Annotated in this window: 15 protein-coding genes and 1 riboswitch; of the genes, 3 read left to right on the forward strand and 12 right to left on the reverse strand. The window is 69.3% G+C overall.

Annotated elements, in window-relative coordinates:
- Positions 1-127: 127 nt before the first annotated feature.
- Positions 128-1492, reverse strand: coding sequence for an NYN domain-containing protein (locus AMK16_RS14170; protein ID WP_073914482.1), 1365 nt, complete (start codon positions 1490-1492; stop codon positions 128-130).
- A 40-nt stretch (positions 1493-1532) separates the two neighbouring features.
- Positions 1533-1772, reverse strand: a complete 240-nt coding sequence (locus tag AMK16_RS14175) for a hypothetical protein (protein WP_073914485.1) — start codon at positions 1770-1772, stop codon at positions 1533-1535.
- Positions 1773-1885: 113 nt separating this feature from the next.
- Here AMK16_RS14175 and AMK16_RS14180 point away from each other — a divergent pair, with 113 nt between their 5' ends.
- Positions 1886-2620: a rhomboid family intramembrane serine protease gene (locus tag AMK16_RS14180; RefSeq protein WP_073914487.1), complete on the forward strand. Its 735-nt coding sequence runs from the start codon at positions 1886-1888 to the stop codon at positions 2618-2620.
- Positions 2617-2898, forward strand: a complete 282-nt coding sequence (locus tag AMK16_RS14185; RefSeq protein WP_073914489.1) for an Lrp/AsnC family transcriptional regulator — start codon at positions 2617-2619, stop codon at positions 2896-2898. The genes AMK16_RS14180 and AMK16_RS14185 overlap by 4 nt, the downstream gene beginning before the upstream one ends.
- A 97-nt stretch (positions 2899-2995) precedes the next feature.
- Here the strand turns inward: AMK16_RS14185 and AMK16_RS14190 are convergent, their stop codons facing one another.
- The 6 genes from AMK16_RS14190 to ctaE all read right to left on the reverse strand — a co-directional run bounded on the left by AMK16_RS14190 (position 2996) and on the right by ctaE (position 10370).
- Entirely contained in the window at positions 2996-4417 is a 1422-nt protein-coding gene (locus AMK16_RS14190) for an aminotransferase class V-fold PLP-dependent enzyme (RefSeq protein WP_073914491.1), read from the reverse strand.
- A 215-nt stretch (positions 4418-4632) separates the two neighbouring features.
- Positions 4633-4749: riboswitch (SAM riboswitch) on the reverse strand.
- Between the two features lie 165 nt (positions 4750-4914).
- Complete coding sequence (gene trpD / locus AMK16_RS14195; RefSeq protein ID WP_073914493.1) at positions 4915-5979, reverse strand: anthranilate phosphoribosyltransferase; 1065 nt, start codon at positions 5977-5979, stop codon at positions 4915-4917.
- A 201-nt stretch (positions 5980-6180) separates the two neighbouring features.
- Positions 6181-7812, reverse strand: a complete 1632-nt coding sequence (qcrB, locus tag AMK16_RS14200; protein ID WP_073914495.1) for a cytochrome bc1 complex cytochrome b subunit — start codon at positions 7810-7812, stop codon at positions 6181-6183.
- On the reverse strand, positions 7809-8867 hold the full coding sequence (gene qcrA, locus AMK16_RS14205) for a cytochrome bc1 complex Rieske iron-sulfur subunit (protein ID WP_073914497.1): 1059 nt from the start codon (positions 8865-8867) through the stop codon (positions 7809-7811). Before qcrA ends, qcrB begins: the two co-directional genes overlap by 4 nt.
- Positions 8864-9673 carry a cytochrome bc1 complex diheme cytochrome c subunit gene (gene qcrC / locus AMK16_RS14210; RefSeq protein WP_073914500.1) on the reverse strand — a complete coding sequence of 270 codons (810 nt, stop codon included), beginning with the start codon at positions 9671-9673 and terminating at the stop codon, positions 8864-8866. Before qcrC ends, qcrA begins: the two co-directional genes overlap by 4 nt.
- Before the next feature lie 76 nt (positions 9674-9749).
- Positions 9750-10370 carry an aa3-type cytochrome oxidase subunit III gene (gene ctaE, locus AMK16_RS14215; protein ID WP_008738823.1) on the reverse strand — a complete coding sequence of 207 codons (621 nt, stop codon included), beginning with the start codon at positions 10368-10370 and terminating at the stop codon, positions 9750-9752.
- Between the two features lie 199 nt (positions 10371-10569).
- Here ctaE and AMK16_RS14220 point away from each other — a divergent pair, with 199 nt between their 5' ends.
- A complete protein-coding gene (locus AMK16_RS14220; RefSeq protein ID WP_073914501.1) occupies positions 10570-10974 on the forward strand; it encodes a hypothetical protein in 405 nt (134 codons plus the stop codon).
- Positions 10975-11094: 120 nt separating this feature from the next.
- On the opposite strand, the gene AMK16_RS14225 is transcribed toward AMK16_RS14220, so the two are convergent.
- From AMK16_RS14225 to ctaC, 4 genes are all read right to left on the reverse strand, one after another.
- A complete protein-coding gene (locus AMK16_RS14225; protein ID WP_073914504.1) occupies positions 11095-12342 on the reverse strand; it encodes a L,D-transpeptidase in 1248 nt (415 codons plus the stop codon).
- Positions 12343-12466: 124 nt separating this feature from the next.
- Entirely contained in the window at positions 12467-12865 is a 399-nt protein-coding gene (locus tag AMK16_RS14230) for a cytochrome c oxidase subunit 4 (protein WP_073914505.1), read from the reverse strand.
- The gene (ctaD, locus tag AMK16_RS14235; protein ID WP_073914508.1) at positions 12862-14598 is read right to left on the reverse strand and encodes an aa3-type cytochrome oxidase subunit I; all 1737 of its coding nucleotides are present in this window, start codon (positions 14596-14598) and stop codon (positions 12862-12864) included. The genes AMK16_RS14230 and ctaD overlap by 4 nt, the downstream gene beginning before the upstream one ends.
- On the reverse strand, positions 14595-15569 hold the full coding sequence (ctaC, locus tag AMK16_RS14240) for an aa3-type cytochrome oxidase subunit II (RefSeq protein ID WP_073914510.1): 975 nt from the start codon (positions 15567-15569) through the stop codon (positions 14595-14597). Before ctaC ends, ctaD begins: the two co-directional genes overlap by 4 nt.
- Between the last annotated feature and the right edge of the window lie 286 nt (positions 15570-15855).

A 15855-nucleotide genomic window follows, 5' to 3' on the forward strand; every position in this document is an offset into this window, starting at 1 on the left:
GTTCAAATCCTGCCGCGAAAAACTTCGGTCCCCGACCAGGTTCTTTACCCGCAGCGCACGCTGTGTGCCAACCACTTGACGGACCGTTCCCCTACCGCCCTGCCAATTACGGCAAGGCGGACAGGAGTTACGAAACGCGCGAAAGCCGCTTCAGGAGCAATGCGGACGTCACCGGCCGGGCACCCGCCTTGGCCACCCCGTCGGCGACCTCGCGGTCCGTCGAGACCACGACCACCGGCCGGCCGGGCGGCTCCGCGCGCACCAGCTGGCGGATCAGTTCGTCCGCCGTCACCCCGGCCTTGGAGAACAGCACCCGCACCCCGCGCGGCGGGGCCAGCAGCACCGGCGCCGCCAGTTCCGCCCCGTCGAAGACGCAGGTCATCTCCGCGCCCGTCTGCGCGGCGAGCATCGACAACCCGCCCAGCAGCCGCAGCCGCTGCTTCTCCAGCGGCATCGTCGGATAGCCGGTCTTGGTGACGTTGTAGCCGTCGACCACCAGATGGGCCTGGGGCAGCGCCAACAGCTGGTCCAGCAGCGCCGGATCGGTCTCCGACAGGGCGCGCGCCGCGATGTCCTTCGGCGTCATCCGGCCCGGTTCCACCGCCTCCACGGTGTCCGCGGGCCGGGTCGAGACCGGCGGCAGCGCCAACTCGCGGCGCAGCCCCTGGGCCGCGTCCAGCACGGTGTCCAGCAGCAGCCGCAGCCGCATGTCCTCGATGCTGCGCCCCTCGCGGGTCGCCCGGCGCGAGGTCTCCAGCGACGACTCCACCTCCGCGAGCCGGGACTTGAGCCGGCGGGACTCGCTCTCGGCGGCGGCCACCCGGGCGGCCGCCTCACCGCGGATGCCGTCGACCTCGGCGTTCACCTTGCGCAGGGCCGCCTCACCGCGCTTGACGTCGCTGAGCGCGCTGCGCAGCTTGCGCTGAAGCGATTCCGCTTCCCTGCGCGCGGCCTCCAGATCGGCCCGCACCTGCTCGCCGCCCGTGCGCTGCGTCTCCCGCAGGTGGACCAGTTCCTCGCGGAGCCGGTCCAGTTCGCGCCGGGTCTCCTCGCCGACCCGCTCGGCGTCGGCGCGCTGCGCCTCCTCGCCCGCGGCGGCCACCAGCTTGACCCAGCCGGCCGGCCGCAGGACGTACGCGGCAGCCGCCACGTCCAGCGGATCGGCTGCGGCGGGCGGGGCCCCGGACTCCAGCGCCCCGGCCAGGTCCACCTGTGCCTCGCGCACCTTCTCGGCCACCCTGCCGCGGAACACGGGATCGCTCTCGACCGCCGCGGCCATGGCGTTGCCCGCGAACTTGGCACGCCGGGTCGGGGTGAAACGGGCATACTGGCGCAGCTGCGCCGGGAGGTCCGCGACCGTCAGCCCGCCGAAGGCGTCCGAGACGAGCGCGACGACCCGGCGCCGCACGCCTTCCGGCAGCGGGCGGTCGAGCACCTCGGCGGCGTCGCCGGCCGCGTCGGCCGGCTCAGCGCCGCTTGCTGGCTCCACAATCCGTCACCCCTACCGTGATCTACCTGCGGGCCCGGCTCCCTCAGGAGTCCGCGCCCGGCCTGTCCACGAGCTCGATCTGGTCCACCGCGTTGCACCAGCGGCAGCGGACCGACTCGATGGTCTCATTGACCACCTCGCGCTCCTCGACCTTGGGCTCACCGGCGAGGTCCAGATGGACGTACTCCACGACCTTCGACGAACGGGTGACATCGAACCGCGTGAGGTTGCCGCACAAGGTGCAGCGCCACCGGGTGCTGTCGGTCGGCAGGGGAACCGTCATCAGGCCGCTCACTCCTTCGTAGCTGATTCAATCAAAGCCGTCTGCGCCGGTCCGGGAGACCGCAGCTCGTAACCCTACGGCCTGCCACCGCTTCAGGCGGGGCCGCTTGCGTCATGCTCTGTCACATGATCGTAAGGTGGCAGGCCCTTCGCGGGGCCGCCCGGGGACCGGTGGTCACCCGCACGCTGATCGCGGGCTGCGCCCTGGTGTTCGTACTGGGCCCGGCCTCGGGGCTGAACCCGGTCCACGGCACGGGCGAGCAGCTGCTCGCCGCCGGGACGGACTACTTCCGGCGCTGGGGGGTGGTCCCGGACGAGCTGTTCACGGACACCCCGAGAGCCTGGCTGACGCCCCTGACGGCGCTGTTCGTGCACGGCAGCTGGCTGCACCTGCTCGGCAACATGCTCTTCCTCCACGTCTTCGGCGCGATGGCGGAGGAGCGGATGGGCCGTCCGGCGTTCCTCGTCTTCTACCTCTGCACGGGGTACGTGGCCCTGGCGGCCTACGCGGCGGCCAACACCGGCTCCTCGCAGACCCTGGTCGGGGCGTCGGGAGCCATCTCGGCGGTGCTGGGCGCCTTCCTCTACCTCCTCCCGCGGTCCCGGGTGACGAGCCTGTTCCCCTTCCTGTTCTTCCTGCCGCTGCGGTTCCCGGCCTGGCTCGTGCTGCTGTTCTGGTTCGCCCTGCAATGGGTGGCCGCGCACCGGGCGGGCAGCGGGCCGGGGGTCGCCTATCTCGCCCACGTGGTGGGCTTCTCGGTGGGCTTCCTGTACGCGTGGGCCCGCTATCGGCGTACGACTAGAGTGAGGCGACCAGCGACGGCCACCGAGGGAGACAGCCAGCCGTGATCACCGCGATCGTGCTCATCAAGACCAGCGTGGACCGTATCCCCGAGATCGCCGAGTCCATCGCCGCGCTGGACAGCGTCAGCGAGGTCTACTCCGTGACGGGGACCTACGACCTGATCGCGATGGTCCGCGTGGCCCGTCACGAGAACCTGGCCGACGTCATCCCCGGCCGCATCAGCAAGATCCCGGGCGTGGAGGCGACGGACACGCACGTGGCGTTCCGCACGTACTCGCAGCACGACCTGGAGGCGGCGTTCGCGATCGGCCTCGACGCCTGACACCCGGGCCCCGGGCCGTCGCCCGGGCCCGCGCCACCGGCACGCGGACGCCCCCGGCCCCCGGAATCCGCCCTCGGGCCGGGGGCGTCGTGGTGCCTCAGGACGTGGGGACGCAGCGGCCCCCCTCCGTGTGGTACTGCCACTTCGCGCCGTCCTCGACGAGCTCCCGCACCGCGCGGACGAAGCGCTCCACGTGCTCGTCGGGTGTGCCCGCTCCGAAGCTGACGCGGATCGCGTTCAGCCCGGCGCTCCCCCCGGACGAGGTCCGGGCAGGCTCTCCCGGCGCCGCGTCCGGCCCTCCGCACTCGCCCGGGTCCTGCGGCTCGCTGCCCAGCAGGGTGCGTACCAGCGGGTGGGCGCAGAACAGGCCGTCGCGGACGCCGATGCCGTATTCGGCGGAGAGGGCGGCCGCGAAGTGGGAGCTGTTCCAGCCGTCCACGACGAAGGAGATGACGCCCACCCGCGGCGCGTCGTCCCCGAACAGCGAGAGCACGCGGACGGCCGGGACGCCGGCCAGCCCCTCGCGGACCTTGTCGATCAGGTGGCGCTCGCGGGCGACGAGGCCCTCGAAGCCGGCCTCGGTCAGCGCCTTGCAGGCGGAGGCGATGGAGTAGACGCCGATCACGTTCGGGGAGCCGGCCTCGTGGCGGGCGGCGGTGGTGTGCCACTCGACGTCCACGCCGCCGTCCTCGCGCCGGGCGACCGTGCGGGAGGCGCCACCGCCCGCGAGGTACGGCTCGGCCTGCTGCAGCCAGTCGGCGCGGCCGGCGAGGACACCGGAGCCGAACGGGGCGTACAGCTTGTGCCCGGAGAAGGCGACCCAGTCCACGTCCAGCTCCTGCACGGAGACGGGGTGGTGCGGGGCGAGCTGGGCGGCGTCCAGGACGATTCGCGCGCCGTGGGCGTGCGCGGCGGCGGCGAGCTCCCTGACCGGCCACAGCTCACCGGTGACGTTGGACGCGCCGGTGACGCACACCAGCGCCGGGCCGTGGGGCTCGCGCCCGGCCAGCGCCCCTTCCAGGGTCGCGACCGCCTCGGCCGGGGTGCGCGGCGCGTCCAGGTAGGTGACCTGCGCGTTCGTCCAGGGCAGGAGCGAGGCGTGGTGCTCGGTCTCGAAGACGAAGACCTGGCAGCCGGCGGGGAGCGCGGCGGCGAGCAGGTTCAGCGAATCGGTGGTGGACCGGGTGAAGACCACCTGATCGCAGGGCCGGCAGTCGAGGAACTCGGCGACCGTGGCCCGGCTCTGCTCGAAGAGGTCGGTGGACAGCTGCGAGAGGTAGCCCGCCCCGCGGTGGACGCTGCCGTAGTAGGGGGCGTATGCGGCCACGTCGTCCCAGACCCGCTGGAGGGCGGGGGCGCTGGCCGCGTAGTCGAGGGCCGCGTAGGTGACCTCGCCGCCGGTGACCAGGGGGACGGTGACGTCCCGCCCGAGGACCGGCAGCGGCCGGGCACAGGCCGGGTCGGCCGGGGCTGCGGTGGCGATGGCGGCGGTCGCGGTGGCGTTCAGGGATGCGGACATGGCGGAATCTCCCGGCAGGCAGGGGTGAATGGCTTCGGTGTGCCGTACGCGGCCGCGGCGTGCGCGCCGTGCGGGGTACGGAGATCCCCCCGGAGCGACCGGGTACGCGGAAGTGACCCTGGTCCGAGGGGGTGAAGAGGGGGCGAGTCGCCCTATCGCATTCGCTTGCTCACGGAAAAACGCTCCTCGAGAAACCAGGACCCCTGGTGTCGAGGGATCCGCGCTTGCCGTAGACCTCGCTGCCTACGGCCTGGTCATCACCCGGGGCACCCCGCCACGGAAGGAGGGTTGCCGGACAGCAAGCCGGGGCCTGAACGCTGTCACTCGTGACCTGCTCAGCATCCTGCCACATGATCCTCCGGACGCAAGACCCCGGTCCGCATCGTGGACCGGGGTCCTGGCCCGGAACGACCGGGCGCGTCCGGGCGCCGCAGAACGACCCCGGACGCGCCCCGCGGCCACCGCACGCGGCACGACCGGTGCGCGGCGCACCGGCGCTACGCGTTGCTGGCGGCCACCCACCGCTCCAGGGCGGCCAGGGCCGCGCCCGAGTCCACGGCCTGCGCGGCGCGGGCGATGCCGGCCGCGAGCTGCTCCTCCAGCGTGCCCGTACCCGGGTCCAGGGCCACCAGCGCCGCAGCCGAGTTGAGCAGGACCGCGTCACGGACCGGGCCGGTCTCGCCGGCCAGCAGCCGGCGGGCGACGTCCGCGTTGTACGAGGCGTCCGCGCCGCGCAGGGCGGACACGTCCACCAGCGGGATACCGATGTCGCGCGGGTCGAACGACTGCTCCGCGACCCCGCCGTCCCGTACCCACCACACCCGCGAGGTCGCCGTCGTGGTCAGCTCGTCCAGGCCGTCGTCGCCGCGGAAGACCAGCGCGGAGGAGCCCCGCTCGGCGAGCACGCCCGCCACGATGGGGGCCACCCGGGCGTCGGCCACGCCGGTCGCCTGGGCGCGCACCCGCGCCGGATTGGTCAGCGGGCCGAGGAAGTTGAAGGTGGTCCGGATGCCGAGCTCCTTGCGGGCCGCGGCCACGTGCCGCAGCGCCGGGTGGAACTTGACCGCGAAGCAGAAGGTGACGCCGGCCTCCTCCGCGACCTCGACCACCCGCGCCGGGGTGAGGTCGAGGTTGACGCCCAGCTTCTCCAGCACGTCGGAGGCCCCGCTCGCGGAGGAGGCGGCCCGGTTGCCGTGCTTGACCACCTTGGCGCCCGTACCCGCCACCACGATCGCCGACATCGTGGAGATGTTCACCGTTTTGGCCCCGTCGCCGCCCGTGCCGACGATGTCCACGGTCCGGCCGGGCACCTCGATCAGGTTGGCGTGCGCGTACATGGCCCGTACCAGGCCGTTGATCTCGGCGACCGTCTCCCCCTTGGCCCGCAGCGCGACCACGAAGCCGGCGATCTGGGCGTCGGTGGCTTCCCCGCGCATGATCCGGTCCATGGCCCAGGAGGTGTCGTCCGCGCTCAGGTCCCGCCCGGTCAGCAGGGCGTCGAGGACGCCCGGCCAGCCGCGGGCCGCCACGCTGTCGCCGCCCGCCGGGGTCACAACGTTCATGGTCCGCTCCTGCGCTAGTGGGCCGCCCCGTACTCGCCGCCCACGTCGAATGGGAAGGGCTTCAGCCTATCCAGCCCTGGGGACGGCAAAGAGCCCCGTCCGGACACTGGACGGGGCTCTCGCCGTGGCGACACCAGGACTGACCGAAATCAGTCCCTCATGCGGTCGTGCGGTCGTGCGGTCGTGCGGTCGTGCGGGAGGTCAGTGGTGGCCGTGGCCGCTCTGGATCTCCTTGTACTCCTCCACCGTGGGCTTCGGAATCTGGCTGTCCTCGGCGTAGTAGCCCTTGCTGAGCTTCGCCCGCAGCTTCTCGCCCATGGAGACCTTGCGCTCCACGCCGTTCTCGTCGACCGTCGGGCCGACCTCGTACGGCTCGTACTGCGTGTGCGAGGTCAGCGTGTGCAGCTGGCTCTGCGGCAGCGGTTCGTGGATCTCGACGAACTCACCGTGCGGCAGGCGCTTGATGATGCCGGTCTCACGACCGTGCAGCACCTTGTCCCGGTCCCGGCGCTGGAGGCCGAGGCAGATCCGCTTGGTGACGATGAAGGCGATGACCGGACCGACGAAGAAGCCGACGCGGGCGAACCAGGTGATCGAGTTGATCGACAGGTGGAAGTACTGCGCGAACATGTCGTTGCCACCGGCGATCAGCAGGATCACGTACCAGGTGAGCCAGGCGACGCCGAAGGCCGTACGGGTCGGGACGTTGCGCGGGCGGTCCAGGAGGTGGTGCTCGCGCTTGTCACCGGTGACCCAGGACTCGATGAACGGGTACACCGCGATCGTGGCCAGGACCAGCGGGAAGATCACCAGCGGGACGAAGACACCCAGGACGAGGGTGTGGCCCCACAGGTTGATCTCCCAGCCCGGCATGGCACGGATCAGGCCCTCGGAGAAGCCCATGTACCAGTCGGGCTGCGCGCCGGTGGACACGTGGTCCGGGCGGTACGGCCCCAGGGCCCAGATCGGGTTGATCGAGGCGAGCGCCGCGATGGCCGCGATGACACCGAAGACCAGGAAGAAGAAGCCTCCGGCCTTGGCCATGTAGACCGGCAGCAGCGGCATGCCGACGACGTTGTTGTTCGTCTTGCCGGGGCCCGGGAACTGGGTGTGCTTGTGGTAGAAGACCAGGATCAGGTGGGCCACCAGCAGGCCCATCATGATGCCGGGCAGCAGCAGGATGTGGATCGAGTAGAACCGCGCGACGAAGTCGCCGCCGGGGAACTCTCCGCCGAAGAGGAAGAACGACAGGTACGTGCCGACGACCGGCACGGACAGGATCGCGCCCTCCATGAAGCGGACACCGGTACCCGAGAGCAGGTCGTCCGGCAGCGAGTAACCGGTGAAACCGGTGAACATGCCGAGGACCAGCAGCAGGAAGCCGAAGATCCAGTTGACCTCGCGCGGCTTGCGGAACGCGCCGGTGAAGAAGACGCGCATCATGTGCACGAGCATCGCCGCGACGAAGATCAGCGCGGCCCAGTGGTGGATCTGACGGATCAGCAGGCCGCCGCGGACGTCGAAGCTGATGTCCAGCGTCGAGGCGAAGGCCTCGGACATCGTGACGCCCTGCATCGGCACGTACGAGCCGTGGTAGACGACCTCGTTCATGCTCGGGTGGAAGAACAGCGTCAGGTACACACCCGTGAGGATGATGATGATGAAGCTGTAGAGGCAGATCTCACCCAGCATGAAGGACCAGTGGTCCGGGAAGATCTTGCGCATGTTGGACTTGGCCAGGCTGTAGATGCCGAGGCGTCCGTCCGCCCAGTCCGCTACGCGCTCGCCGGCCGGCGCTTTGCGCGCCGAGTTGGTTTCAGTGGCAGTGCTCATCCGCGCTCCCAGAATGCAGGGCCGACGGGCTCTTCGAAGTCGCCGAGCGCTTCGAGGAAGCCTTCGTCATTCACGCCGATCCGCAGCTGCGGGAGCGCGTGACCGGCCGGGCCGAAGATGACACGGGCGCCGTCGGAGAGGTCGAAGGTGGACTGGTGGCACGGGCAGAGCACGTGGTGCGTCTGCTGCTCGTACAGGCTGATCGGGCAGCCGACGTGGGTGCAGATCTTGGAGTAGGCCACGATGCCGTCGTGGGACCACTCCAGCTCCCGCTTGTCCTTGATGTCCTCCGGCTGGATACGGACGATCATCAGGGCGGCCTTGGCGATCTGGACCTGGAAGTCGTGCTGCTCCTCTTCCAGGCCTTCCGGCATGGCGAAGGTCAGCGAACCGACGACCACGTCCTCGGGACGCAGCGGCTCCATCGTGTTCTGGTTGATGAGCAGCTTGCCCTTGGCCCACACGGTCTTGCGCAGCTTCACCTCGGGCAGCGGGCCGAGGTCGCGCAGGATCATGACGGCGGACAGCGGCAGCATGGCCAGCGCGCCCAGCATCGTGTTGCGGATCAGCGGCCGGCGCCCGATCGCGGACTCCTTGGCGCCATCGGCGAAGTCCTGCAGGACCTTCGCCTTGACCTCCGGCTCGGCGGCGATCGGGTGGCGCTCGTCGGCGACCTCGACGTCGGACATCAGGGTGCGGGCCCAGTGGACCGCGCCCGCGCCGATGCAGAAGAGGGCCGTACCCAGGGTCAGACCCAGGGAGAAGTTGAGCGCGCTCACCTTCCCGATCGGGAAGATGTACACGATCTTGTCGACCGGGAAGGTCACGTAGGACGCGATGAAGCCGATCGTGGCCAGCATCGAGAGCGTGAACAGCATCGCGACGGTGCGCTCGGAGCGCTTCGCCGCACGCTCGTCGATGTCCTGGATGCGCGGCTTGTGGACCGGAAGGCCCGGGTCGGCGAACGGGTCGTCCGCGACCGCTACGGCACCGTGGTGCGCGTCGCCCTGCTCGCTCGGCAGGTGCTTGTCTTCGGGAATGTCTTGGCTACTCATGACTTCTTGGCCTTAGCGGTGTGGGCCGCGACCCAGACGGCGACAGCGATCAGCGCACCCAGTCCGAAGATCCAGCCGAACAGACCCTCGGAGACGGGGCCGAGGCCACCGAGCTTCAGGCCGCCGGGGCTGACCGACTTCTCGCCGTTGACGTTCTGGAGGTACGCGATGATGTCCTTCTTCTGCTTCTCCGGCATGGTGCTGTCGGGGAAGGAGGGCATGTTCTGCGGGCCGGTGAGCATGGCCTCGTAGATGTGCTTCGGCTCGACGCCCTCGAGGTTCGGGGCGTACTTGCCGTTCGTCAGCGCGCCGCCCTCGCCGGTGAAGTTGTGGCACTGCGCGCAGTTGTTGCGGAACAGCTCACCACCAGCGGCGATGTCGGCGCCCTTCGGGTCGTACTGCTTCTCGGTCGGCACGCTGGGGCCGGCGCCGAGGGACGCGACGTACGCGGCCAGCTGGTCGATCTGCGCCTGCGTGTAGATGACCGGCTTCTTCGGGACCTGCACGCCAGGCTGCTGCGCGGGCATGCGGCCCGTGCTCACCTGGAAGTCGACGGCCGCGGCGCCGACGCCGACCAGGCTCGGGCCGTCAGAGGAACCCTGACCGCCGGTTCCGTGGCAGCTTGCGCAACCCACGGCGTACAGCTTCTTGCCCTCCTCGATGGCGAGGGACTGGGCGGTTTCATCGGCCTGCGCCTTGCCCGCGGGGGCGAAGGCGGCGTACAGCCCCCCAGTGGCCGCCAGCGCGAGGAGTAGAACGACGACCGCCGCCAGCGGATGGCGTCGTCGTGCGGAGAGCTTTTTCACGGATTACCCCGGTGTCAGGATCTTCTGCGTCGGTGTTTCTGGATGGAGTGCCGGGTCGTGCCCGGTGACGTGTTCGCTACTTGATCAGGTAGATCGTGGCGAAGAGGCCGATCCAGACGACATCGACGAAGTGCCAGTAGTAGGACACGACGATGGCCGACGTGGCCTGTTCGTGGGTGAACCTCTTGGCCGCGTACGTCCGGCCGAGGACCAGCAGGAAGGCGATGAGACCGCCCGTCACGTGCAGACCGTGGAACCCGGTGGTCAGGTAGAAGACCGAGCCGTACGGACCGGACGAGAGGCTCATGCCCTCGTGCTTGACCAGCTCGGTGTACTCGAACACCTGGCCGCCAATGAAGATCGCACCCATGACGAACGTGATGATGAACCACGTCCGGAGCTTCTTCACGTCACCGCGCTCGGCTGCGAATACGCCGAGCTGGCAGGTGAGCGAGGAAAGCACCAGGATCGTCGTGTTCGTCGCCGAGAAGGGCAGATTCAAGGCCGAGGCCTGTTCTGTCCAGTACTCGGCGCCCGTCACGGATCGCAGGGTGAAGTACATCGCGAAGAGGGCCGCGAAGAACATCAGCTCGGAACTCAACCAGATGATGGTTCCGACGCTGACGAGGTTCGGCCGGTTGACCGTCGGGTGCGCGTGCCCGGTATCTACTGTCGTTGCTGTCGCCACGACCGACATTATGTCGGTCGCTTATCCCGCCCTCACCCCGGGGGGTGCCGTTCGGAGTGTCCGAGGGGTGTGCAAGGCCCGAACGGCCCATCAGACGAGGCTCCCGGGAGGGGGTGCGGGGCTGCGCGAACCGATGTTGACAGCGCATCGGGAGGAGTAGCATCCCGCGCAACACCAACGTGATTCACATGCCATGTGGAGGAACGAAATGCGGGCGACTGCGCGGGTTCTGGTCTACAGCGACGACGCGGGCACCCGGGAGCAGGTGCGGCTGGCGGCCGGGCGCAGGCCGGCCGCGGACCTGCCGCCGGTGGAGTTCCTGGAGTGCGCGACCCTGCCTGCGGTCCTGACGGCGCTGGACGCGGGCGGCATCGACGCGTGCGTGCTGGACGGCGAGGCGGTTCCGGCCGGGGGCATGGGCGTGTGCCGGCAGATCAAGGACGAGATCTTCCGGTGTCCCCCGGTGCTGCTGCTGATGGGGCGCCCCCAGGACGCCTGGCTGGCGACCTGGAGCCGCGCGGACGCCGCGGTGACCCTTCCGGTGGACCCGGTGGCCTTCCCGGACGCCCTGGCGGCCCTCCTGCGGTCCCGGCTGTCCTCCTCGGCCGCCTGACCGCCGGAGCGGGCGCGGGGTCACCCGTACGGGCGCTCCCGCAAGCCCACCGCCCGTGCGCGGGACGCACGGGCGGGTGAACGGGACGGGTAGGGCGCAGGGTGGACGGGCGGGCGGGCGTCAGACGGTCGGCCGCAGGCGGGTCTGGTCGATCGTGGAGTGGCCTTCCCGGGTGCCCTTGAGGAGGGCGCTGCCCTCGCGCCACTCCTTCCAGTCCATGTTCCAGTCGCCGAAGCCGTTGCCGAAGGTGTCCATGTCGTCGCCGATGCTGTTGATCACCTTGACGATGTCGCCCTCGGTGATGTTCTCGTAGAACCAGGCGGCGTTGCCGGTGCTCATGCCGGTGCAGCCGTGGCTGACGTTCTCGTAGCCCTGCGATCCGACGGACCACGGCGCGGCGTGGACGTACTCACCGCTCCAGGTGACCCGGGTGGCGTAGTAGACGGGCAGGTTGTAGTACTCGCTGCCGCCGATGCCGACGGTGTCGCCCCGCATCTGGACGAAGTACTGCTTGCCGAGCACCACCTTGACCCCGTTGCGGGTGGAGAAGCCGGGCTTTCCGGTGGTCACCGGAATGGTGTTGATCACTTCTCCGTTGCGCTTGAACGTGAGGTAGTGCGAGGAGGCGTCCGTCGTGACCTCGACGCGGTCGCCGATCTCCAGCTTCAGCGGCTTGGCCGCGGCGCCGTAGAGGTGGTCGGCGATCCTCACGCCCTCCAGGTTGCTGCGGACGGAGACCTCCGTGTGGGCGGGCCAGTAATCCTTGGGCCGGTAGTGGAGCTTCTTGTCGTCGACCCAGTACCAGGCGCCCTCGACCCCGGCGGGGGCGGTGACGACCAGCCCCCGCTCCACGACGGCCCGGGCGGCCTTGTCCTTGACCGGTTCGCTCAGTTCGGCCGTGAGGGGCTGTCCGACGCCGTACTTGCCCTCGTCCGGGCCGAATTCCACCCTCAGGACGCCTTTGGCCGGGGTGGTGTCGAAGGCGAGCGTGCGCTGCCCGGGGGCGCCATCGCCGTTCTCGGTGGTGACGGTGACCGTGTAGCGGACGCCCGCGGCCATGGGGACCGTACTGTGCCAGCGGTCCCCTTTGGCGGAGAGCTCGCCGGCCAGGCGGCGGCCGTGGGTGTCGACGGCCGTGACGTCGGTGATGCGTGCCTCACCCCCCTTCGTGGTGACTTCGAGGGGCTTGTCGGGGTCCACGGGGCGCCCCCCGGCCGCCTGGTTGAAGGCGACTTGCTCGCCCGCGTCGTACGGGCGGGCTGACAGCGGGTTCTTCTCGCCGGACCCGCATGCGGTGGCGCCGGCCCCGAGGGACGCGACCAGCAGGGAGCAGCTGAGTACCGTCCAAAGACGCGGTGAGTGCTTCATGGAGTCAACGCTATGAAGGTATGACAATTCCGGCGCGCGGGATGACTGCAAACGAGGAGCCCGGACCCCTCCGAAGAGGTGTCCGGGCTCCAGGTTGCCGCGCGGCAGGGCCGCGGGGGATGCGCTACTGGTTGGCGTTCTCGCCGCGGTAGTACTCGTACACCCAGCCCCACAGGCCGATCAGGATGACCGGAGCCGAGAAGTACATGAGCCACCAGCCGAAGATGACGCCCGAGAAGGCGAGGGCGCCGCCGATCGCCAGCGAGAGCGGCTGCCAGCTGTGCGGGGAGAAGAACCCCAGCTCGCCCGCCTCGTCGGCGACATCGGCCTCCAGGTTGTCCTGGGCCATCTGGTCCACGCGCTTGGCCGTGAAGGCCAGGTAGTAGCCGATCATGACGCTCAGGCCGAAGGCCAGGAAGAGCGCGGTGGTGCCGACGGGCTCCTTCGACCACACGCCGTACACGACGGCCATGATCAGGATGAAGAAGGAGAGCCAGAGGAACATCTTGCCCTGGATCTTCACTTGCCGGCCTCCTTGTCACCGGTGAGCGCCTTGGTGCCACCGGCGGTGTGGTCCTCGAGGTGGTCGAGGGCCGCGATCTCCGGGTGGTGCAGGTCGAACGCCGGGGACTCGGAACGGATCCGCGGCAGGGTGATGAAGTTGTGCCGCGGCGGCGGGCAGGACGTCGCCCACTCCAGCGAACGGCCGTAGCCCCAGGGGTCGTCGACCTCGATCTTCTTGCCGTACTTCGCCGTCTTCCAGACGTTGTACATGAAGGGCAGCATCGACATGCCGAGCAGGAACGAGCTGATCGTCGAGACGGTGTTCAGCGCGGTGAAGCCGTCGGCCGCGAGGTAGTCCGCGTACCGGCGCGGCATGCCCTCGGCGCCCAGCCAGTGCTGCACCAGGAACGTGCCGTGGAAGCCGACGAACAGCGTCCAGAAGGTGATCTTGCCCAGGCGCTCGTCCAGCATCTTGCCCGTGAACTTCGGCCACCAGAAGTGGAAGCCGGCGAACATCGCGAAGACCACGGTGCCGAAGACGACGTAGTGGAAGTGCGCGACGACGAAGTACGAGTCGGAGACGTGGAAGTCCATCGGGGGCGAGGCCAGGATGACGCCGGTCAGACCACCGAAGGTGAAGGTGACCAGGAAGCCGATCGTCCAGAGCATCGGGGTCTCGAAGGACAGCGAGCCCTTCCACATGGTGCCGATCCAGTTGAAGAACTTCACACCGGTCGGTACCGCGATCAGGAAGGTCATGAAGGAGAAGAACGGCAGCAGCACGCCGCCGGTGACGTACATGTGGTGGGCCCACACCGTCACCGAGAGGCCGGCGATCGCGATCGTCGCGCCGATCAGGCCGATGTAGCCGAACATCGGCTTGCGGCTGAAGACCGGGATGATCTCCGAGACGATGCCGAAGAACGGCAGCGCGATGATGTACACCTCTGGATGGCCGAAGAACCAGAAGAGGTGTTGCCAGAGCAGCGCTCCGCCGTTCGAGGCGTCGAAGACGTGCGCACCGAACTTCCGGTCGGCCTCCAGCGCGAAGAGCGCGGCGGCGAGCACCGGGAAGGCGAGCAGGACCAGGACACCGGTCAGCAGGACGTTCCAGGTGAAGATCGGCATGCGGAACATCGTCATGCCGGGTGCGCGCATGCAGATGATCGTGGTGATGAAGTTGACCGAGCCGAGGATCGTGCCGAAGCCCGAGAAGGCCAGACCCATGATCCACATGTCGGCGCCGATGCCCGGCGAACGGACGGCGTCCGACAGCGGGGAGTAGGCGAACCAGCCGAAGTCGGCGGCGCCGTTCGGCGTGACGAAGCCGGCCACCGCGATGCTGGAGCCGAAGAGGTACAGCCAGTACGCGAACATGTTCAGCCGCGGGAACGCCACGTCGGGCGCGCCGATCTGCAGCGGCATGATCCAGTTGGCGAATCCGGCGAACAGCGGCGTCGCGAACATCAGCAGCATGATCGTGCCGTGCATCGTGAACGCCTGGTTGAACTGCTCGTTCGACATGATCTGCGTGCCCGGACGGGCCAGCTCGGCGCGCATGAAGAGCGCGAGCACGCCGCCGATGAGGAAGAACACGAACGAGGTGACCAGGTACATCGTGCCGATGGTCTTGTGGTCGGTGGTGGTGAGCCACTTGATGACCACGTTGCCCGGCTGCTTGCGCCGTACCGGCAGCTCGTTCTCGTACGAGTCGGCTGCGGCGGCACCCTGGGGTTCGTTGAGGATGCTCACAGTTTATTCGTCTCCGCGTTCCGGGCCGGGTCGGTCTGCTTGATGCCGGCCGGGAGGAAACCGGTCTGCCCCTTCTCCGCCAGCTCCTTCAGGTACGCCTGGTACTTCTCGGGCGAGACGACCTTGACGTTGAAGAGCATCCGGGAGTGGTCGACGCCGCAGAGCTCGGCACACTTGCCCATGAAGGTGCCTTCTTCGGTCGGGGTGACCTCGAAGACGTTGGTGTGGCCCGGGATGACGTCCTGCTTGAACAGGAAGGGGACCACCCAGAAGGAGTGGATGACGTCGTTCGACGACAGGATGAAGCGGACCTTCTCGCCCTTGGGCAGCACCAGGGTCGGCCCCGGGTTGTCCGTCTGGGGGTTCCGGTCGCCGGGGACACCCTTCTGGTAGACGCCTTCGGCGCCCGCGGGGAAGTCCTTGGTGAAGCGGTCCGGGATGTTGGCGAGCTCCTTGGGGACCTCGCCCGCCTTCGGAGTCGCTCCGTCGCCGTCGACGTTCTCGATGTAGTTGAAGCCCCAGCTCCACTGGAAGCCGACCACGTTGATGGTGTGCGCCGGCTTCGGGGTGAGGGCGAGGAGCTTGGACTCGTCACGCGCGGTGAAGTAGAAGAGCACCGAGACGATGATGAGCGGGACCACGGTGTACAGCGCCTCGATGGGCATGTTGTACCGGGTCTGCGGAGGGACCTGCACCTTCGTCCGGCTGCGCCGGTGGAAGATGACGCTCCAGATGATCAGGCCCCACACGAGGATGCCCGTGACGAGCGCGGCAGCCCAGGAGCCCTGCCACAGGGAGAGGATGCGCGGCGCCTCCTCGGTGACCGGAGTGGGCATACCGAGGCGGGGGAAATTTTTCCAGTTGGACGAGCAACCAGTGGCGGTCGCCAGGACCGCGCCCGCAGTCAGCGCCTGCAGCAGCTTCCGCCGCATCGGGCGCCGCGGCGAGCGGTCGGAGCCGTAGGGACTCACGTAGCGCCTTCCCGAGAGTCTCGGCCCGCGCGGCCGGCCGCGGCCGTGTTCGGGTCGGTCGCCGGCCCTGACGCAGGCAGGGGTTTGGATGTTTATGCGGACCAAACCCTACTGGACGCTATTTGGGGTCGCGCGGGGAGGGTGCCCAACGCGCCGCTACTGCCCCCGAAGGGATGGATCCGCCGTCCGGGGGACGGGGCAAGCGGCCCTGAACGGCGCCTTCCGCGGGCATCTGACGACCACTGACCCCGGGCGCCGGCCGGTCGCCGCCCGGTCCGCGGCCCCC

Origin of the sequence: Streptomyces sp. CB00455 (assembly GCF_001905445.1) — a bacterium.
Lineage (GTDB): Bacteria > Actinomycetota > Actinomycetes > Streptomycetales > Streptomycetaceae > Streptomyces.